The sequence below is a fragment of the Rhodoligotrophos defluvii genome, assembly GCF_005281615.1.
Taxonomy (GTDB): Bacteria; Pseudomonadota; Alphaproteobacteria; order Rhizobiales; family Im1; genus Rhodoligotrophos; species Rhodoligotrophos defluvii.
In genome coordinates, this window is record NZ_SZZM01000004.1 from 322,870 (window position 1) to 343,353 (window position 20,484).

At 65.4% G+C, this 20,484-nt stretch carries 13 protein-coding genes; 3 read left to right on the forward strand and 10 right to left on the reverse strand.

What is annotated here, in order from left to right; all coding sequences use genetic code 11:
- The first annotated feature begins 235 nt into the window (after positions 1-235).
- Together E4P09_RS18625 and E4P09_RS18630 are read left to right on the forward strand one after the other, a co-directional pair.
- Positions 236-1,516, forward strand: coding sequence for an NAD(P)/FAD-dependent oxidoreductase (locus E4P09_RS18625; protein WP_137391124.1), 1,281 nt, complete (start codon positions 236-238; stop codon positions 1,514-1,516).
- Positions 1,513-1,965, forward strand: a complete 453-nt coding sequence (locus tag E4P09_RS18630; RefSeq protein WP_137391125.1) for a GNAT family N-acetyltransferase — start codon at positions 1,513-1,515, stop codon at positions 1,963-1,965. The genes E4P09_RS18625 and E4P09_RS18630 overlap by 4 nt, the downstream gene beginning before the upstream one ends.
- A gap of 8 nt (positions 1,966-1,973) precedes the next feature.
- On the opposite strand, the gene E4P09_RS18635 is transcribed toward E4P09_RS18630, so the two are convergent.
- From E4P09_RS18635 to E4P09_RS18680, 10 genes are all read right to left on the reverse strand, one after another.
- Positions 1,974-2,609, reverse strand: a complete 636-nt coding sequence (locus tag E4P09_RS18635) for an alpha/beta hydrolase family protein (RefSeq protein WP_170984500.1) — start codon at positions 2,607-2,609, stop codon at positions 1,974-1,976.
- A 107-nt stretch (positions 2,610-2,716) separates the two neighbouring features.
- A complete protein-coding gene (minE, locus tag E4P09_RS18640) occupies positions 2,717-2,986 on the reverse strand; it encodes a cell division topological specificity factor MinE (RefSeq protein ID WP_137391127.1) in 270 nt (89 codons plus the stop codon).
- Positions 2,983-3,798, reverse strand: a complete 816-nt coding sequence (gene minD / locus E4P09_RS18645) for a septum site-determining protein MinD (RefSeq protein WP_137391128.1) — start codon at positions 3,796-3,798, stop codon at positions 2,983-2,985. Before minD ends, minE begins: the two co-directional genes overlap by 4 nt.
- A gap of 19 nt (positions 3,799-3,817) precedes the next feature.
- A complete protein-coding gene (gene minC, locus E4P09_RS18650; RefSeq protein WP_137391129.1) occupies positions 3,818-4,546 on the reverse strand; it encodes a septum site-determining protein MinC in 729 nt (242 codons plus the stop codon).
- A gap of 79 nt (positions 4,547-4,625) precedes the next feature.
- Positions 4,626-5,804, reverse strand: coding sequence for an NAD(P)/FAD-dependent oxidoreductase (locus tag E4P09_RS18655; RefSeq protein ID WP_137391130.1), 1,179 nt, complete (start codon positions 5,802-5,804; stop codon positions 4,626-4,628).
- 117 nt (positions 5,805-5,921) lie between these two features.
- Positions 5,922-6,623, reverse strand: coding sequence for a 4'-phosphopantetheinyl transferase family protein (locus tag E4P09_RS18660; RefSeq protein ID WP_137391131.1), 702 nt, complete (start codon positions 6,621-6,623; stop codon positions 5,922-5,924).
- A complete protein-coding gene (locus tag E4P09_RS18665) occupies positions 6,620-7,390 on the reverse strand; it encodes an ABC transporter ATP-binding protein (RefSeq protein WP_137391132.1) in 771 nt (256 codons plus the stop codon). Before E4P09_RS18665 ends, E4P09_RS18660 begins: the two co-directional genes overlap by 4 nt.
- Complete coding sequence (locus E4P09_RS18670) at positions 7,387-8,532, reverse strand: ABC transporter permease (RefSeq protein WP_137391133.1); 1,146 nt, start codon at positions 8,530-8,532, stop codon at positions 7,387-7,389. The genes E4P09_RS18665 and E4P09_RS18670 overlap by 4 nt, the downstream gene beginning before the upstream one ends.
- Positions 8,529-9,764, reverse strand: a complete 1,236-nt coding sequence (locus E4P09_RS18675; RefSeq protein WP_137391134.1) for an efflux RND transporter periplasmic adaptor subunit — start codon at positions 9,762-9,764, stop codon at positions 8,529-8,531. The genes E4P09_RS18670 and E4P09_RS18675 overlap by 4 nt, the downstream gene beginning before the upstream one ends.
- 3 nt (positions 9,765-9,767) lie before the next feature.
- Complete coding sequence (locus E4P09_RS18680) at positions 9,768-19,007, reverse strand: type I polyketide synthase (protein ID WP_137391135.1); 9,240 nt, start codon at positions 19,005-19,007, stop codon at positions 9,768-9,770.
- Positions 19,008-19,405: 398 nt separating this feature from the next.
- On the opposite strand from E4P09_RS18680, the gene E4P09_RS18685 reads away from it, so the two are divergent.
- Positions 19,406-20,470: an Ldh family oxidoreductase gene (locus E4P09_RS18685; protein ID WP_137391136.1), complete on the forward strand. Its 1,065-nt coding sequence runs from the start codon at positions 19,406-19,408 to the stop codon at positions 20,468-20,470.
- The last annotated feature ends 14 nt before the right edge of the window (positions 20,471-20,484 follow it).

Here is a 20,484-nt window from a genome sequence, read left to right on the forward strand (position 1 = left end):
ACGAATCCACCGCAGCCCGGCGCCATATTCCAATTCCCAGAGCGGCAGGTCACATAACCCGCCGTAGCGGATAGCCCGGCTGAACCGCAAACTGTTTCGGCTTGGATCGGCAATACGCAATTCTGTGCTCGAGCTGACCCGACAAACATATTGAATATTCGATCCATCCGGTCATCTGATAGGGCCAACGGATGCGATCCGCGCGACGCGGCTGCTGTCAACCAGGATTCTCTACATGAAGACCGTCCCCTATTGGCTGGATACCCGGCCCGATTTCCGCTCCGCTTGCGTGGAGCCGCTGCCGGACAAGGCCGACGTCGTGGTGATTGGCGGCGGATTCACCGGCCTGTCCTGCGCACTGGCAACAGCCAAACGCGGCGCCGGCGTGGTGCTCCTGGAAGCCGATGTGGTGGCGGCCGCTGCGTCCGGTCGCAATGGCGGACAGTGCAACACCGGCTTCGCGCATGATTACCGGCAGGCGCGCGACCTGCTCGGGCCGGACAAGGCGCGCGAGATTTTCCAGTCCTATAATGCGGCTGTCGATACGGTGGAGCGCATCGTGCGCGAGGAGGGCATCGATTGCGCGTTTCGGCGTGTGGGCAAGCTGAAGCTCGCGGTCTCTCCGGCCGCTTTCGATGATTTCCGGCGGTCGGTCGATCTCATCAACCGCGAAGCCGACCCCGAGGTCTACGCCGTGGCCAAGGCCGATCTGCACACCGAGGTCGGCTCCGACCGGTTTCACGGCGGGATCATCTATCCCCGAAGCGCCATGCTCCATGTCGGGAAGTTCGGGGTCGGGCTCGCGGAAGCCGCTGCGCGAGCGGGTGCCCGCCTGTATGAACACACACCCGTCGTCCAACTCGAGCGCATCGCGGGCAGCCGCTATCGCGTGACCACACCACGCGGCAGCATGGAAGCCGGACAGGTGGTGATCGCCACGGGCATTTCCCGGCAAGGGCCGTTCTTCTATTTCCGCCGCCGCATCGTGCCGGTGGGCAGCTTCGTGATCGCAACCGAACCCCTGGATCAGTCCACCGTCGATCGTCTCATTCCCAAGCATCGGACCGTGGCGGTCGCCCGCAACCTAGGCAATTACTACCGCATCTCGCCGGATAACCGGCTGATCTTCGGCGGCCGCGCCCAGTTTGCGGTTTCAAGTCCGCGGGTCGATCTGCGGAGCGGCCGGATTCTCGCTGGGCAGATGCGCGAGATCTACCCCAAGCTGCGCGACGTGCGGCTCGACTACTGCTGGGGCGGCATGATCGAGGTGACCCGCGACCGCTTCGCGAGAGCGGGAGAATACAAGGGCATGTATTATTCGCTTGGCTATAGCGGCAGCGGTGTCCAGGCAGCCACCCACATGGGCACGATCCTGGCCCGAATGCTCGAAGGCGATGCCTCGGCCAACCCATACCGCGATCTGAGCTGGCCGCCTATCCCCGGGCATTTTGGTCCGCCCTGGTTCCTGCCCTTCGTCGGTGCCTATTACAAAGTGAAGGACAGGCTGGCCGCGTGATACCCGATCCGCCTCCGCAGGAATGGCACAAGGATGGCTATTGCCTCAGCACCGACCGCCGCCGGTTGGACCTCGCGATCATTCTGAAATTCCTGGCCGAGGACTCCTACTGGGGGCAAGGCATGACGCTGCCGCTTCTGGAGCGTGCCCTGCAAGGCTCCCTCCCCATGGGCATCTATGCGCGCGACGGCTCCATGGCGGGGTTCGGGCGTGTCGTTACGGATTATGCGGTGTTCGCCTATCTTCGCGACGTCTTCGTTCTCCCGGATCACCGCGGCAAGGGCCTCGCCACCTGGCTGGCCGTCGCCATTCGCGACCATCCGGCGCTCGCGACCGTCAGCACCTGGCTGCTCGCCACCAAGGATGCGCAGACGGTTTACCAGCGGGCAGGCTACCAGCCGGTGCCACATCCGGAATACTACATGATCATCCGCAAGCCACTGGCATAGATGCGAAATCACGGCGCAGCGATGCGCTCGACCCAAGCCCTCACCGCTCGCGCCATCGTCCTCATGTGGTCGGCTGCGGAATAGCCGGAGATGCTTCTGCGCGGCCTCAAGTCGTGGTCGCCATCCTCGAGCCATAGCAGCTCGATCCGGTTCGACAGCTTATAGGCGCCAACCTCCTCATACGTGCCGAATTCATCGCGCGTGCCCTGGACGATCAGGGCAGGGGTCTCGAGGGCCAGGAGATGGGCGGTCCGCAACTGTGCTGGTTTTCCGGGCGGGTGAAAGGGATAGCCGAGGCAGAGCAGGCCCGCGATTTTCCCCTGGCCATAGAGCTCGTCGGCCACCATGGACGCGACGCGGCCGCCCATCGATTTCCCGCCGATGATCAAGGGGCCCGGCGCGCCGAGCGCCTCGGCGGCGGCAACATATTCGGGCATCAGGCTCTCAGCGCGTGGCGGCGGCTTTCGCTGCCCCTGGCGGCGCGCGGCCATATAGCCGAACTCGAACCGCGCCACCCGCAAGCCTTCATCCGCCAGCGCCTTGGCGACGGCAGTCATCGAGGCCGAGTCCATCGGCGCTCCTGCCCCATGTGCAAGGAGCAGCGTCGCTGCGCCATGTACAGGACCGTCGAGCAGAAATCTCACGAGAACAACCGCCTGAACCGCCCCGAAGCACCCGCCAAAATGGACAAGCGCCGCACGCCCCCGGCTGCCCGGCTGCCGCGGCGGTGCCGCCTCTCATCATTCGCCACCTAGAGGGCGACCACAGCCATCGCGGCTGCATTGGGGATCTGGATATCGATTTCCAGCGTCGATACCTTTTCTCCACGGTCCATGGTCACCTGCACATTGTCATGGTCGACCTGGACGTGCTTGGTGATCACGGCCATGATCTCCTTGTGCAGCACGGCAATCAGGTCGGGCTGGTCTCTGTTGCTGCGTTCGTAAGCGAGCAGCAGCTGCAGGCGCTCGCGGGCCACGGGCGCGCTGTCACGGCGCTTGAAGAGGTTCCACAGGTTCATGCTGCCCTCCTTCCCAGGAGACGGCCGAGGAAGCCCTTCTTCTCCAGCGGCAGGACGAGCGGCAGGTCCTCGCCTTCAAGCCGTCTTGCAGCATCGAGATAGGCGCATGCGGCCGGATTGTTTGGCTCGCTGAGGGTCACCGGCGAGCCGATATTGGAGGCCCGGAGCACCCCTTGGCTTTCCGGAACGATCCCCAAGAGGGGCGTGGACAGGATCTCGACGATATCCTCTATTCGGAGCATTTCGCCCCGCGTCGCCCGCCCGGCGTCATAGCGCGTGACGAGGACGTGCTTGCCGACGCTCTCTCCGCGCTCGGCCTTCAAGGTCTTGGCGTCCAGCAGGCCGATGATGCGGTCGGAATCCCGCACGGAGCTCACTTCCGGGTTCGTCACGATCACTGCCTCGTCGGCGAAGCGCATCGCCAGCTGGGCGCCGCGCTCTATGCCCGCCGGGCTGTCGCAGAAGACGTAGTCGAACACTTCGCGCAGGCTGCCGATCACATCGGCGACGCCCTCCTCGGTGAGCGCGTCCTTGTCGCGTGTTTGCGAGGCGGGGAGCAGGAACAGTGTGTCCACCCGTTTGTCGCGGATCAGCGCCTGAGAGAGCTTCGCCACGCCCTGGATGACGTTGACGAGATCGAACACCACCCGCCGCTCGGCGCCCATGACCAGGTCGAGATTGCGCAGACCGATGTCGAAGTCGATGAGGGCAACTCTCTTCCCGTTCTGCGCCAGGGCCGCGCCGAGTGCGGCAGTGGAGGTGGTCTTGCCGACGCCTCCCTTGCCGGATGTGACTACAACGACTTTGCCCATATCCGTGCCTCCAATCTTGTTACGTGAGCGGGGCGACCCAAATCACGCCGTTCTCGAGAAAGGCTTGTACCGGTCTGCCGCGCGAGGATGAATCCATGTCTTCCGCCGTGCGGTACCAGCCGTCCACCGCCAGAAGCTCGGCTTCATTCTTCAGGCAGAAGATGCGCGCCTCCGCATTTCCCGTCGCACCGGCGAAGGCGCATCCCCGCAGCGCGCCATAGACGTGAATGGATCCCCCTGCGATGATCTCGGATCCGGAGCTGACCGAGCCGAGGATGATCACATCCCCATGAGGATGAAACACCGATTGCCCCGATCGGACGGGTGACTTGATGAGCAGGGAACGCGCATCTTGGCGTTCTTCCGGTCTGGCAGGCGAGGCAGCCTTTCCGTTCTGCGCGGGCTGCACGTCCAGCCCGCCGAGGCTCGCTTCCTTCGCCCCGGTGAGCAGCGGAGGCAGGTCGGGCCCCAGGCCATCCAGGCCGTAGGCCTCGATCGCATAGATCCGGATCCCGCGCTCCGCGAGTTCAGAGATCAGACCTTCGATCTCGCTGACATTCGCCGGCTTCAGGACGTTCAGATCGAGCACCACCGGGCGGCGGGTAAAGAAGCCCGGAGAGTTCTCGGTCCAGCGATCCAGCCCTCGCAGCCACTCCGTCAGAGGAGGCTCTGGCGTGAGTGCGAAGGCGACGAACGAGCGCGCTCGAAAGCGTATGGATTTCTTCTGGACGGGCGTGGCGCAATTCACAGAGGCGAATCCTTACTGACTGGTTAAAGCTAGGCTCGCCTTGGTTAATTAAAGGTAAACTAGCCGCGGAGTGCAGGTCTCAGTAGACGTGCTCCTCGATCCGCCGGTTCTCGGCAATCCGTTCGAACGCGAACGGGGTGAGATCGATCGAGCGACAATCGCCGTAGGTAATCAGCTCGCTGACGCCTGCTCCGGCTGCAGGCGAGTGCATCATGCCGTGGCCGCTGAATCCGGTGGCGAGGATGAGGTTCGTCACCTCGGGGTGGCGCCCGATGACGGCACTGTGGTCGAAAGTGTTGTACTCGTACAGGCCCGCCCACGCCCGCAACAGTCTAAGCTGCTCGAAACCGGGCACGCGGTGGGCGAGCGCCGGCCAGATGAGTTCGTCGAATAGATCGTAGTCCACATCGAGCCCGAAATCGTCCGGCGCGTTGTCGCGCGGAGGCGTGATCCCGCAGATATAGAGATGGCCCTCGGGCCGGACGACGGTGCCGCTCGTGTCGAAGATGAACGGACAGCTCGCAATCTCGGCCGGGGTCTCGAACACGAAGATGCAGCGCTTTCTGGGCACCACGGGCAGGTCGATGCCTGCCATCCGCGCGATGCCGCCGCTCCAGGCGCCGGCTGCATTCACGACGATCCCGGTCGCGAGCCGGCCTCCACTGGCCAGTTGAACCGCGCCGATATGGCCCGGAGCCGCCATGTCCAGCCCGACAACCGTATCCGCGATGTATTCCACGCCTTGCGCCCGCGCCTTCCGCCTGAACGCCTGCAGCAGGGCAGGGCCGTCGAACCAGCCTTCCTTTTCCGGACCATATGAGCCTATGCCGAGATCCTCCGTATTCAGCCAGGGGTAGCGCTGGCCGAGTTCTGCCGGGCTGAGCAGTTCGGCATCGAAGCCGCACGCTTTCTGCACCGCGTTCCGGCTCTCGAAGATGGCGACATCTTCTTTTCCGCCCAGGATCAGGTATCCGGGCTCTCTCAGGCCGATATCCGCCTCATAGCCGTCCACGCTGAGGCGCTCCTTGACCTGGCGCAGAAACGCGATGCTGTAGGCGGACATCTCGATATTGGGTCTTGTTCCGAACTGCTGCCGGATCGCGCTTGTGGACAGCGACGACGACGAGGCCGTGTAATAGGGATCGCGCTCCACCACAGCCACCTTGCCGCCGAAATCCGCATTGGCGGACAGGAAATACGCGACCGCGCTGCCAATGACCCCCCCACCGACAATCACGACGTCATAGGCTGGCTGCATGGTGAATTCCACGTCACAGGACTGAAGGCCAAGCATCCGATCCATTGCCTGGCGAGGATGCATCGCCTCAGACATACGGAGTGCGGAATGAAGTGTCCAGCCGGTACTCTGGGCGGGTCAGAGAAGGGGAACGAACCAGCCGGGCCGGTGCAGCGACACGCGAATGTCCGGGTTCTCGCACACCAGCGCGGCAATGTGATCCAACGAAGGTTGGTATTCGTGCCATGCGAGCCGCGCGCAGCCCTGGGGGCCGGAGACCTGCAGCGTGCGGTCCGCACAGGGGCTGCAATCGATCTGATCCAGGGCGTCCACGAGGCCGGTGCCGAGCATTTTCAGGAAGGCCTCCTTCCGGGTCCAGGCACGGAAGAATGCCAGCAGCCTCTCGTTTCCCGCCGACGCGTCGATGAGTGCCCGCTCCCTGGTGCTGAAACAGCGCCCGATCATGCTGTCGAGATCAGCAACGTCCCGCACCCGCTCGACATCGATGCCGACCGACCCCGCTCGGGAAAGGGCGAGAACGACATGGCCGCCCGAATGCGACACGCTGAAGCTCAGCTGGGGCATGTCCGGCAATACCGGCTTTCCCCCATCGGTCGTGTGCAGATGAATGTCTCCCGGAGCCCGATCGAGATATCGCCCGAGAAGCTGTCTCAGCATGGCGCGGCCGATGACGAACCGCGCCCGATCCTCGGCCCGGCGAAAGCGCTCGGCTCTCGCCTGCTCGTCATCGGTCAGCAAGCCGAGCAGCGGCTCAACACCAATGCAAGTGGTCTCGAACTGCCAGAGATGCGCGTCGCGCCCGTCCAGCCTCGAGGTCATCGGAGGCTTCTCAATGGCGGTTGCGGCGGCAGAGGGATGTCGCGCGCATACCCACCGCGGGGATAGATCCAGGCATCGATCCGTCCGTCGCTCATCTCGACCACCCGATCGAACAGGTCGATCCAGCGCGGGTCGTGGGTGATGACGCAGACCGCCACGCCGCGGTGGTCGGCAAGCTCCCGGAACTGTCGCATGACGTGACGGCCGAGATGGCCGTCCAGCGCGGCGGTCGGCTCGTCCGCAAGAAGCAGGACGGGGTCGTTGGCAAGCGCGCGGGCGATGGAGACCCGCTGCTGCTCGCCGCCGGAGAGCTGCGAGGGGTAGTTGTCGCATCGGTGGCCAATCCCGAGCTGATCGAGCAGCTCCACGGCCTCGCGCCGGGAGTTGCGCGAGCGCGCGCTGATCTCTAGGGCCACCTGCACGTTTTCCGCCGCCGTCAGAAAGGGAATGAGATTGGCCTTCTGGAAGACATAGCCGAAATGCGAGCGGCGAAACTCCCGCAACGTGTTGGGCTTTGTCCCGGGATCAGCGATCACCTGGCCGGCGAACAGAACCTCGCCGCGCGTGGGCGGCTCCAGAAGCCCCGCGATCATCAGGAACGTCGTCTTGCCCGAGCCGCTCGGCCCCATGATGCCCGTAAGCTCGCCCGCGCGCAGATCGAGGCTGAGGTCCGCCAATGCAATGACTTCCTGGTCCCCGCTCTTGTAAATCTTCTGCGCGCCGCGAACCTCGATCACCGTCTCGCCGGGCTGAAAGCTCGTCGTCATGACAGCACCTCCTGCGCCCTCACCACGAGCGCGCGGCGGATGGCGAACCAGCTGGCAACCAGTGTGATGGCCAGGAGCACGGCGCCGATGCCGGCAAGGTCGGGCACCTCGAGGAGCACGGTTCTCGGAAAGTGCGGATATACGGTGACCGACAGCGCGATGGCCAGAGCAAAGCCGGCGCCGGCGATGATCATCGCCTGCTGAACGATCATTCCAACGATCGTTCGGTCTCTGGCGCCGATCAGTTTCAGCAGCGCGATATGCGGAATTTTTTCCAGCGTCATGGTGTAGATGGTGAGGGCCACCACGCTGCCGGACACGAGCAGCGTCATCGCCGTGAAGGCCAGGATTTGGACCCGCAGCCGCCACAGCCGCCCGTCCAGCAGCAGCGACTGCTGGTCCGCCCGGGTGAGCACCGAGACGTCACCCCACCGCTCGATCCGCTCCTTTATGGATTCCGGGTCGATGCCGGGGCGAGCCTCCACGATGACCGCACCGATGCTGCCGGCCTGGCTGTAGCCGGTGCGGTTCAAGGCGGATGCGACGCGGTTCAGCAAAATCGCCTCGCTCGGCAGCACCCGGTTGATGGCTTGCGCATCCGGTATGGTGACGAAAAACATGCCGTCGCCCGCCATGTCCACCTGGCCGACCGAAATGCCGACCACGGTGTAGTCGTCGCGGCCAAGGCGAATCACATCGCCCATCTGCAGGCCGGTGGACTGGTCGGCGATGGCCTCGTAGCGGCTGGAGTAGAAATACCGGCCGGCGATCAGCGGAATCCAGCTACCGGTGTCCTTGGGGAAATCGATGCCGGTGACGGCAAGCCGCAGGGGCTTCCCGTTGAACGAATATTGCTGATTGTACTGGATGAACCGGCGCACGGACTTGACCCCCGGAACCCCTTCCACGCGGCGATCCAGCGTTGCCGAGACGGCCGATGTCTCCGCGAAAGGACCGCCGCGGCCGCCTTCCACCACCCACAGGTCGGCGCCGATATCGTTGATGATCAGGAGCGCCTCATAGACGATGCCGCGATAGAGGCCGATCATGCCCATGGTGGCGCCGAGCAGCATGCCGACGCCGAGCGCCGTCAGGATGAAGCGCACAGGGCTGAACCGCAGGTCTTTCGCCGCAAGGTTCACTGCGTCTTCCTGCTCGGTGAAACAGGCTCGTAAGGATACCGGCCTTCGGGATCGAGCACGGCATCGCCTTCACTGAGGCCGTGGGTGATCTGCACGTCCGTTCCGCTGAGATAGCCGAGCGTGACCGGCGTCCAGACGGCGCGCCCGTCTCGGTCGACCCACACCCCGGCGCGGTTGTCCCGCCGCGTGATGTAATTTTGCGGGACGGCGATGGCTGTCGTGGTCGATGCGCCGAGGACGGTGACATGGGTGCGCTGGCCCATGGCCCAATTCCGGGGCAGTTCCTTCAGGGTTATATCGACGGTGAACTCCCGGGTCTCTTGGTCGACTTGGCGGCTGAGGCGCAACACCTTGCCCTCGAAAGTGCGGCCTGGCTCCGACGCGAAGGTCACCCGGGCATCCTGACCAGGCTTTATGCCGCCCATGGCGGATTCGTCGAAGCGCGCGGAAACGATGATCGTGGCCGGGTCGACGATCTGCATCAGCGCGGCGCCGGGCATCAGCAGGTCGCCCACATTGCGCTCCCGAAACACGACGACCCCGTTTAGGGGCGAGCGGATGGTGGCTTCCGCCAGCCGTGCCTCCAGCACCTTCACATTGGCGGCGGCCGCAGCGGCCTCCGCCTGCGCTCGCTGCACGCTGGTCCCGGCCCGGACCAGATCCGCCTCGGCCTCCTTGTAGGCCGCCTCGACCACGGAAAATTCCGCTTCCGACACCGTTTTGGATTTCAGCAGCGGCAGCCGCCGGTCGTAGTCGCGTTTCGCCTTGTCGAAGGAGATGCTCGCCCGGTCCCGCGTGCTCTCCGCCTCCGCCACCGCCCGCAGCGTCGATTCCGCCGTGGCCTTGGCCGCCGCCAGCTCGTTCTCGAGATCGGTGGATTCGAGCGTCGCCAGCACCTGGCCTGTGGTGACCCTGTCGTTGCGGTCGGCATTGATCGCCGTGAGAAAGCCTTGAATCCGGGCGGTGATCGTCACCCGGTTGATCGCATCGAGAAGCCCGGGGCCGGTCATCTCCAGGCCCATCATGCGCTGATGCACCACATGGGCATCAACCGAGGTTGGAACGAGGTACCAGCCGGCGAGCAGCCCTGTCCCGGAGCAGGCCACCAGCAGCATGGCTGCGACGCGGAAGAACCCCTTCGGCAGGCGTTCCCTGTATGAACGCGGCTCGATGCGCGCCCGCCCGCTGAGCCTGTCCTGCGCCGGGCGGAAGTGTTCTGGTGGTTTCAGCACCGCTCAGCTCGTCTCGCTCGTTGCGACGATCGGCCCAATCGCATCTCCTTCCAGGCCCATTCGATCGAGGATCTCGGCAAAGATCGCGGAGGCTTCGGCCTGCGTGAAGGATAGCCGGTCATAGCCGAAACGATAGCTCAGTCCATCCGCGCCTTGGAAGCTTCTGATGTCCACCTCGTACATCGTGTGGGAGCGGATGTGCGCCGGTCCCACATTCGAGACCTTCACGATGCCGAAGTCGATCTCGCCCGTGCCGCCAAGCCGTTGCAGCGGCGAACTGGAGGCGCCCTTTGCCCACCGCTCCACCGTCTGCATGCCGGCATTGTACCGGGCCATATAGGAGCCGCCGGCGATGATCTCGTCGCCAAGCGTGCCACCCAGCATGCCCAGGAACGACATGTGCTCGAGCGAGCGATCGAGCTGTGTCCTCATCTCGGCGGCCAGCTGATCCGTCGAGGGTGTGGTGCGCACGGCGGCCCGCACCAGGGCAAGATCCGCCGCGAAGCCGACGAAGTTTGCCATCCGCCGGTCCGTGCGCATCGCAATGGGCACCGACATCATGATCTCGTCTACGCCACCCTTCCTGGCCAAGACCTGGGCGGCGGCCGCGATCAGCAAGCTGCTTTCGGTGATGCCAGCGGCACGCACGCGATCCTGCAGCCGCTGCTGGCCAAACGGCGTGGTCACGGCGACGAGCTCGCCGGCCTCGCCGCTGCGGATGTGATCCACATTGGCGGGGAGCCCTCGCGCCGTGCGGCCCAGATGGGGCAAAGGCGGCATCGGCGCCGCATAGAGCTGGCGCAGATAGGCTTCCGCGGCTCGCCGGCCTTCCGGCATGGAGGCCGGATCATAGAGCGGTATCGCTGCTTCCGTACCCAGCTCGACGGGCGGCAGGACCATGCCCACGAACGCCGCGATCATCTCCTCGACGATGAGGCCGAGCGACCAGCCGTCCACCACCGTATGATGGGCCGCGATATGGATGATGTCGCTATCCCGCCGGCGCAAGACCATCAGCTGAAACAGCGGGTCTCGGAACGGATCGATGATCCTCTCGCCGAGGGCGTAAAGGCGCGCATCGAGTGCCGCCTCATCCGCATCGCTGAGATCCTCGACCACGATCGGAATGCGCGGTGCCGTATCGATTAACGCTCGGAAGCGGTCGCCATCGACTTCGAAGCGGGTTCTCAGAGACTCATGGCGCCCGACGACCGTGTCGTAAGCACGGCCGAGGCGCGCTATGTCGATTCGCGGCCGCACGCGAATGGCTCGCCCGAGACACCAGAATGAAGCATATGACGTGCTGATGTCGGGCTTGAGCAGTGTGCGCAGCAGCCACGCCTGTTTCGAGGACACGCGGACCTCGCGCGCTCCGGCGCGCATCGCGGATCTCTCGCCGGCGGTCTTGGCTTGCACCGGCACAGGCTCCGACTGAAGGCGACTCGGCCGCTGCGGCACCGTCCAGTGGACGGGCTCGGCGGCAGGTCCGGCTTGCTCGGCGCCCCGCAATGCCGCCAGCTCATCGACCATCCGGCCAAGCAGCACCTCTGCGAAGGCCCGGTCCACCACGTCGAGATCGACCGTGAGGGCGAGATGGTGGCCGCCCTCGACCGGCACCACGTCCAGCCGGATTTCATTGGACGGCTCGCTGAGCTGATCGAGAAGCGCGTCCACCCTATCGCTTCCCCGGTCATGGCGATGGAGCATGGCAAAGCCGATCTGCCGCAGATGGATGTTGCCCGCGCGCAGTTTGCTTTCCAGCGCCGCTTCTATGTCAGCGGTATCAAAGCGCCTGTGGCTCAGCCCCAGCTTCAACGCATGTGAGATCCTGCGCAGAACGTCGCCAGGCTGGTCCGGCAGGTTGTGCACCACCACCGGAAAGCTGTCGGCCACGGGTCCGACGACACCGGGCGGCAGGCCGCGGCGCGCAGGGTCATGCCGTTCGACGAGCACGGATTCCGTGCCCGTGGCATGGGCAAGGCTGCGCACGAAAGCGGACAGGAATATTGCTTCCTCCTCGTGCCCGTTCACCGCCGCGCCTGCGGGATGCTTGACCAGAACGGTTGCCCGGCCGGCTGGACCTCGGTTCATGCCGAGGCCGGCTGGCGCTGCCGCCCGCCCACGATGGGGCATGGTCAAAAGCTGCGGCGCATCGTCGAGGATTGCCGACCAGAAGGAGAGGTGCCGTATTGTCTCGGGGCTGCCCTCGCCCGACCGGCTCATGGTCGCGTAATGGACGAAGCCGGGCCCCTCCGCTGCCGCATGACCCTGCACCATGTCGGCAATCGCCTGCAGGGCCAGCATGGGGGAGATCGCATCCGCCACCGCTCGCTGCGCCTTGGCCACGAGTGTGTTTCGGCAATCCCCATCGGTGCACAGACCGAAGCGCCACAGCGCCCCTTCCTGGCCCGGCGCTTCGAGACCCTCCGGGCTGGCCACAATCTCCAAGGCAGGCGGTGCAGCAAGCTCGATGCTGAGCCGGCCGTCCAGCTGCCGCTTGCCCACGAGCCGCAAGGCATCCTGCTGCCTGGCAAGCTCGGACAAAGCCGCCGCCACCGCGGCCGTTTCCACCGTCGCGTCCAGCGCAAGCTCCGACACGCGGATTTCCGCCGCCGCGAGGGGGGAGGTCATCGGCAGACCGGGCCTGTTGAGCTCCGCGAGCTGCCGCGCCAGGGGCTGGAAGGCCGCCTCATCGGCCACGATCTCCCCACCTTCCGCGCAAGCGCGCGCTTCCGCTGCGGCACGAGTGGCCAGCACCGCCTCGAACGCATTCGCCACCACCACCGACAGCCCCGCGACCGTGGGCGTCTGCAGGAATTTGGCCACGGGAATGTTGATGTCGATCTGCGCCTCGATCCGGTTCTTGAGCTCGAACGACGAGAGACTGTCGAGGCCAAGCTCGCTGAGCTTCCGGTCGGCAGGAATCTCCGCCGGCTTGACCTTCAACACCTTGGCCACTTCCGTGCGGATGAGATCGGCCAGCATGCCCTCCCATCCGCTGCGGGGCGCGGTGACCAGTTCCGCCTGGAACCGCGAATTGCCCGCGGCACGGCGCGCAAACAGCAGCTTCAAGCGCGGGTTGGCGGGCGCGCCAGCCACCGTGCGTGCAACCTTCGCCCAGTCGACGGCTGCGTAGGCCACGTTCTCCCGAGCGTTCCGCAGCGCATAGGCCAGGGATTGCGCCGCCTGGTCATGCGGCACCAGCCTGATGCCCGTGCTTTCAAGATAGTTGGTCAGCGCCTCAGAGCGCGAGACGAAGCCGCTGCCGCCGATGGCGCCCCAGGCGATGGACACGCCGGGCAAGCCGCGGCTGCGCTGGAAGGTGGCAATGGCATTGAGCACCGAATTGGCCGCGGTGTAATTGCCCTGACCGGACGAGCCGATCACCTGCGCGATGGAGGAGAAGCTCGCGAAGAAATCCAGCGAAAGACCTTCGGCCAGCACGGCGCGGTGGAGGTTCCAGGCACCGGCCACTTTGGGGCGGATCACGCGCTCGATCTGGCCGCGGTCCAGCTGCGGCAGGAAGCCATCCTCGATCACCGCGGCGCCATGGATGATGCCGCGCAGCGGCCGGTTCCCGCGCGCATATTCGGCGACAACGGCATGCACCGCCGCGGGGTCGGCAACGTCGAGCGCCAGGGGCACCACCTCGGTGCCGCGCGCCCGGATCGCCTCGATGACGGGCTGGGCCTCGGCATCGACCTCACCCTTGCGGCCGGCCAGCAGCAGGCGCCCGGCGCCTTGCCGGCTCATCCAATCGGCAACCGATACGCCGAAGCCGCGCAGGCCGCCGGTGACGAGATAGCTGGCATGGGGCGACAGTCGGAAGGGCCTTGCGAGATCCAGGTCCACATCGATCCGCGGCTCGTCGAAGGTGATGACGACCTTGCCGATATGCTGCCCCTTGGCCAGCAGGCCCAGGGCCTCCGCGGCGCGGGAAGCCGGGAAGACCGTGGACGGAATAGGCCTGTAGGCGCCACTCATGATCTTGTCGGAGATCTCGTCGAGCAGCTTGCGCAGGAGGTCCGGCCGTTCGCCGCTCAGGGTCGAGAGGTCGATGACGGAATAGGAGTTGTTGTAATAGAGTGACTTGAGCCCCACGGGCTTGTCCTGGGCGAGGTCGCGCTTGCCGATCTCGACGAAGCGGCCAAAGGGCGCCAGGCATTCCAGTCCCTTGTCGATGCCAGCGCCGGAGAGCGCGTTCAGCACCACGTCCACACCGCGGCCATGGGTGGCCTCCCGAACCTCGCCGGCGAATTCGAGGGCTCGGGAATTCATGACATGCGTGATGTTGAGATCGCGCAGATAGGCGCGCTTCTGGTCGCTTCCGGCGGTGGCCAGGATTTCCGCGCCGATGTTGCGGGCCACCTGGATCGCCGCGAGCCCCACCCCGCCGGTGGCGAGGTGGATGAGCACGCGCTCGCCCTGCCGCAGCCGGCCGATCCAATCCAGCGCGTAATGGGCCGTCATGAATCCCACAGGCATCGTGGCAGCGGAAACGAGGTCCACGTCTTCCGGCACCGGCATGAGCGCTGCCGCGGGCACGATGGCGTAGCGCCGCATCAGGCCCTTGCCCATGCCCATCACCCGGGTGCCGACCGCAAGCCCTTCAACGCCTGCGCCCACCGCGTGCACCGTTCCGGCGAATTCGAGGCCGAGGTTGCGCCACCAGGCGTCCTCGCCCTCGAGCTCATCGGGCAGGATGCTGGTCGCCGCCATCACGTCGCGGAAATTGAGCCCGACGGCGGCAACGGCCACCACCACTTCGCCCGGCTTCGGCTCGGGCGTCGCAGCCTCGCGCACGACGACATTATCGATCACCCCCGGCGCCGACATGGTGACCATGTAGTTCGACGGGTCTTGCCGTGTGTCTATGGTCCGCCTGGCCGGGGTCAGGGCTTGAGGTTCGCGCCGCTCAACCCGACCGACAAAGGCCTGTCCGCCGCGCAGCACGATCTCGATCTCCGGGCCGGACCCAAGGATGATGCCGGCGAGATCGGGGCTCGCCAGCGCTTGCGTATCCACATCGATCTGCCGAACGTCGAATTCCGGGCATTCATTGGCAACCGTTCTGGTCAGGCCGACGAGAGCGCTGCTGACCACGCCGGCAATCGGCATAGGCCCGTCCACGGGGACGCGCTGGGCGTGCCTGGTGAGCACCACGACCCGGGGCCGGTGTGACGCCGAGCGCAGCCGGTCGAGTGCCTGGCCCAAGGTGACCAGCGCGGTGGTTACCGTCTCGACCGCGCCCACCACTCCCGATGTATCGGTCGTTTCGCCGATGTCATCGGTGGGAACGGCTCCGGCGGCGAAAATGATGCCGGCCAGCGGCCGATCCTCTTCGCTCTTCTGCTCGATCAACGCGGCGACGCTGGCGAGGTCCATGGCCTGGAACCGGTCGATCCCGACCTTCTCGACAATGGCGCCGAGATCGGTAAGCCCGCCAACAAGGGGAACGAGATCGGAATGCTCATCCGCAACCAGCAGCCAGCGCTTCGGCGCCCCCGGCTGCAGGGGGCTGGTCAACCGGCCCAGCCCGCCCTCGGCCGGCTCGAAGATCTCTTCGAGGAACCCGGCCTCGGAGCCAGCCGTGCCGCCCGCATGCTGTGAGCTGCCCAAGGCCTTGGTGGTGAAGCCCTCGATCGTCAGATAGGGCGTTCCGTCCATCCCATAGACCCGGTAGTCACCGGCAAAATCCTTGCGAAATGCCGTGAAGGTGGTGACGATTTCCGACGGCAACCGGTCGGCCACCAGGATCTTGCGGGCGCCGATCGGCAGCTTCAGCTTGTAGCGATGCTCGTTGCCGGCGACGTCCTCCAGGGGCTTGCCCGGCTCCCAAATCCCGGCGTCCATGTCGTCGATGGCGATGCCGGACTGCAGAACGCTGTCGAGCAGGCCGGGGAACGCGACGAACCCGGTGGCGGGCACGTTCTCGCCGACCGCCATTCGGCACATGGCCGTGTCTTCGTCCGCAATCCACAGCTTGTCGATATTGCGGAAGGTGGGGCCGTAATCCAGGCCGTGGCGGCTGGTCAGCTCATAGAAGTCGGTGCGCGAGATCGCCGGCTCTTGCCACAGCAGCCCGAGATCCAGCGGGCGAGGCCGAAGCTTGAAGTCATGGCGCCAGCCATAGGCCTCCGACCGCAGCCGCCAGCCGTCGTCGCTGTCCCGCTGCAGACTGTAGATGCGGATGCGGCTGGTGGCCGGATCGATGCTGGTGCGCAGCAGCACCGTGTCATCTGCGCCGAGCGACAGCGCCTCCAGGAAGCGGATGTCGCGGATTTCCACCGGCCCCGGCCCGTGCAGCTCGCGCAGGGCCGCCACCATCATCTCCACATAGGCCACCGCCGGCACCAGGCAGTCGCCGCTGACGCGGTGATCGCCGAAATATTTGTGGCTCTTGAGGCTGATCTCGTTGGACCAGGCGGGCTCGGGTCCGGCTTCCCGCTGCCCGAGCAGCGGATGGGCACTGCCGGCAAACAGAATCTGACGCGCCTCGAGCGGCAGATAGTCGAAGCGCTCCTTGGCCCAAGGGTAGGCCGGGAAGGGCTTGCCCTCCTCGCCCTGCTGCGGGGCAAGCACCGACCAGTTCATGGGCACGCCCACCACATGCAAATTGGCCGCGGCCTTGCTCATGGTCATGAAATCATCGTCGCCGCGCATGAGCGAGCCGACGGCCGCAACGCTCTTGCCCCGCTCCTGGGAAATGCCGCGGATGAGCGGCGTCAGGGTGTGGTGCGGCCCGATTTCGAGGAAGGTGTCAATGCCGAGGTCGAGGCAGAAGTCGATGGCCTTCTTGAAGGCGACCGGCTCGCGAAGATTGCGCCACCAATAATCCAGGTCGAACTTGCTGTGCAGCCGGCCGGTCACCGTCGAGACCACCGGATGGGAGGGCGCCTGCCACTCGATGCTGCCCACAGCCGCGCGGAACGCTGCCTCGCAATCGTCGAGGTGCTCGCTGTGCCAGCCGAAATCCATGGTCAGCCTGCGCGCCAGCGCGTCGGGATAGAGGCGGTTAACCTCCTTCAGCACCGCGATGACGCTTGGCTCCATGCCGGAGATGGTCTGCGCGGTTGGTCCGTTGAAGGCGGCGATCACAGCCGATCCATCCGCCGGCAGCAGCGGTTCGAGCTGCTCCAGGGTGAGGCCGATGACGGCCATCGCGCCGCGCCGCTCGCTATTGTGGGGAATCTGGCCGCGCGCATGGATGATGCGCGCCGCCGTCTCCATGGAGATGGCCCCGGTGATATAGGAGGTCGCCACCTCGCCGAAGCTGTGGCCAATGAACAGCTCCGGCACCAGCCCACGGGCCATCCACAAGTCGGCCAGGGCGATCTGATTGGCAAAGATCGAGGCCTGCGTCACATCCGCATCATTGATGCGCGTCTTGTCCTCGTCGCGCAGCATCTCCTCGATCACCGACCAGCCGGCAATCGGACGCAGCACCGCGTCAAAGGCCTCGACCGTCTGCCGATAGCGCGGCTCCTTCTCTAGGAGGTCGCGGCTCATGGCCCACCATTGTCCGCCCTGGCCGGAGAAGGCGAAGGCCAGGCGCCGGGTGGTCTTGGCTTGTCCGGTGATGATCGCCGTGCTGGCGGAAGAGGCGGTGCTGATGGCATCGCCTCCGCGTGACAAGGCCAGCAAGCCGTCCCTCATCTGGCTCTTGTCGTCCTGGTTGATGAGCACGGCGCGCTCGGCCAGATGATCCCGATGGCGCGCCAGGTGGCCGGCCATCGCGCCAACCGGCCACTCGGCCAGCACCCCGTTGTCGACCGACCGGGCAAGCTCGTTGGCCCATGCGGAGAGCATTGGTTTCGATGCCGCGGACACCGGCACCATCAGCGGCCAGGGACTTGCCGGCTTTGCCGCCGCCGTCACGTGCAGCATGGCCTGCCGGGCCGCATCGCCCCAGCTTTCGATCATGACCGAGGCGTTGGTGCCGCCGAACCCGAAGGAGTTGATGGCGGCCAGTCGCTTCCCGTGTGCCTCCGGGAAGGGCAGCGCCTCCTGCGGCACGCGAATGCCCAGCGCATCGAAGGGGATCTGCGGGTTGGGCTTTTCGAAATTGCGGTTGGGGAGGACGATGCCGTTGCGGACCGACAGAAGCACCTTGATCAGGCTGGCAATGCCTGAGGCGGATTCCAGATGGCCGAGATTGGGCTTCACCGACCCCACGAAAATCGGATCATCGATCCGCTCCCGGCCGAAAACCTTGCCGATCGAATGGGCTTCGATCGGATCGCCTACCGGCGTGCCCGTGCCATGGGCCTCGATATAGCCCACGTCTCGTGGATCCGTCCCGGACCGTTCGACCAGGTCAAAGAGCATGGCGGTCTGGGCGGCCTGGCTTGGCGCCGTCAGGGTGGGCGTGCGGCCGTCCTGGTTCACGCTTGACCCGCGGATGACGCCATAGATACGGTCCTGGTCGGCCAGAGCGCGCGCCAGCGGCTTCAGCAGCACCATGCCGCAGCCTTCGCCGCGCACGAAGCCATTGGCCCGCGCATCGAAGGTGTAGATCTCGCCGGTCAGCGACAGCATGTTCGCCTTGGTGAAGGCAATGAACACACCGGGATCGAGCATGCAGTTCACGCCGCCGGCGAGCGCCAGGTCGCAGGTGCCCATGCTCAGGTGCCGGACGGCCTGGTCGACCGCCACGAGCGCGGAGGAGCAGGCCGTGTCGACGGCCATGCTCGGCCCGGTCAGGTCGAAGCGGTGGGAGATGCGGTTGGCGGCGATGGACATGGCCGCGCCGGTGCCGGCAAAAATGTCGGAGTGGTTGCGCCGGTATTTCTGGCTGTAGCCGAAGTCGGTCGTCGAGATGCCGACGAACACGCCGGTGCGTAGCCGCTGCGCATCGCGTATGGTGGTCCCGCCATCCTGCAGAGCCTCATAGGCAACCTGCAGCAGCAACCGCTGCTGGGGATCCATGGCCGCGGTCTCGCGTGGCGACAGGTCGAAAAATGTCGGGTCGAAACTGAAGACGTCGTCGAGAAAACCGCCCCAACGGGAACGGGTTTTTCCGATCGCATCAGGATTTTCATCGTAAAACGCATCGATGTTCCAGCGATCGCGCGGGATTTCGACAACACCAGTTCTTTTTTCAAGTAAAAAGGGCCAGTAGTTGTCCGCGTTGTTCACTGATCCAGGAAACCGGCAGCCAACGCCAATTACAGCAACTGGAACAGTCCTCCCCTCGATTTCAGAACGCGAAATCTGATGATCGAGCTGGTCGATCTTGTTCATCGGAGCCACCCCGCTCTTTTACTTACCCCTCTTACTCGACCATATCGCACTCCTACGGTACGCGCGAATCGATTCCTCTGTACCGGCATCATCTGAATACGAAAGGAAAATAAGAACGGCCAAGGCCGTCGCTCAAGCTAAGCAGTACCGGTCTGCCGAGGTGCCGGTTCGTGCACTGAGCGAGGCGGCTCCGATCTTCCGCGAGAATGATTGCAGCGCGACGACGCCGCGGGATTGCGCACCGCGCCCGCGGCTTGCTTCGGCCACCGTGCTCCTAATCGGGCCGACAGTTTCGCTTTGCGCGATCGATCTCCTCGGCCATGCTGTAGTATTCACACGGACGGGCGGCGGGGAGCCGACGCGGCCTGCGCTCCACCCATGCCAAAGGGGAAGCTGCTATGCGCATAACGGTAGATCGCCTGCGCGGCATTTATGAAAGCTTTGCGCGCGGCCATGGCGCCGGTGCCGAGGAAGCGGCCATTTTTGCGGAGGGCCTGTTGCGGGCGGACCTTCGCGGCCACCACACCCAGGGTATTGGGCTGCTTCCCTATTTCGACCAGCTGTTCAGCGCCGAGGTCATGCGCTTCGGCCAGCCCCTGACGGTCGAGCGTGAATCGCCGGCCACCGTATTGCTCGATGGACATGGGGGCGTCGGCCATGTCATCGGCGTGCGCGCCATGGACATGGCGATCGACAAGGCCGCAAGCTCGGGCATCGGCTTGGCAACCGTCCGTCGCTCCGGCGATTGCGGCATGGCCTCGAACTACGCCATTCGCGCGATGGAGCGCGGAATGATCGGCATTTCCATGAGCACCGGTCCGCTGCTTGTCGCGCCGTGGGGCGGCCGCGATGCCTATTTCTGCACCAATCCCCTGGCAATCGCGGTGCCGGCCGGCAAGCATGATCCGATCGTGATCGACATGGCGACCAGCGCCTATTCCATGGGCAAGGTCGTGCTGACCGCCCGCGACGGCCAGCACCTCGGCGAGAAGGGGGTCGTCGACCAGAATGGGATCTACACGGACGACCCCGCCCGGGTGATCCTCGACGTCATGGACCGGGAATCCCGCATGTCCGGCGCTCTCATTCCGGCCGGACCGAAGGGCTTCGGCATGCTGCTGCTGGTCGACATTCTGTCCGCGCTTCTGAGTGGCGAGCGTGACTGGCAGGAGGAGCGCCCGGCGGATCCGAGCGGCCGTGCGGCCTATTACGCCCAGACCTTCATCGCCATTTCCATCGAGCATTTCCAGGACCCTGACGCCTTTGCCGCGGCCGCCGACCGGATGATCGAGACCCTCATTCGGTCGCGGCCGGCGCAGGGGTTCAGCGCCGTTCGCCTGCCCGGCGGTGGCGCCGCCGACACCGAACGGGAATACCGCGCCAACGGGATCAATCTGCGCGACGAGGAATGGGCGATGGTCGAGCAGCTCGCAAGCCGGCGCGGGATCGCTCTCGATGTCTAGAGCGCTTTCGCTTT

Excerpts from the sequence above, each read along its gene's own strand:
- E4P09_RS18625 (WP_137391124.1), top strand. The coding sequence starts at position 236 with ATGAAGACCGTCCCCTATTGGCTGGATACCCGGCCCGATTTCCGCTCC.
- minE (WP_137391127.1), bottom strand. The coding sequence starts at position 2,986 with ATGAACCTGTGGAACCTCTTCAAGCGCCGTGACAGCGCGCCCGTGGCC.
- minD (WP_137391128.1), bottom strand. The coding sequence starts at position 3,798 with ATGGGCAAAGTCGTTGTAGTCACATCCGGCAAGGGAGGCGTCGGCAAG.
- E4P09_RS18655 (WP_137391130.1), bottom strand. The coding sequence starts at position 5,804 with ATGCAGCCAGCCTATGACGTCGTGATTGTCGGTGGGGGGGTCATTGGC.
- E4P09_RS18660 (WP_137391131.1), bottom strand. The coding sequence starts at position 6,623 with ATGACCTCGAGGCTGGACGGGCGCGACGCGCATCTCTGGCAGTTCGAG.
- E4P09_RS18665 (WP_137391132.1), bottom strand. The coding sequence starts at position 7,390 with ATGACGACGAGCTTTCAGCCCGGCGAGACGGTGATCGAGGTTCGCGGC.
- E4P09_RS18680 (WP_137391135.1), bottom strand. The coding sequence starts at position 19,007 with ATGAACAAGATCGACCAGCTCGATCATCAGATTTCGCGTTCTGAAATC.
- E4P09_RS18685 (WP_137391136.1), top strand. The coding sequence starts at position 19,406 with ATGCGCATAACGGTAGATCGCCTGCGCGGCATTTATGAAAGCTTTGCG.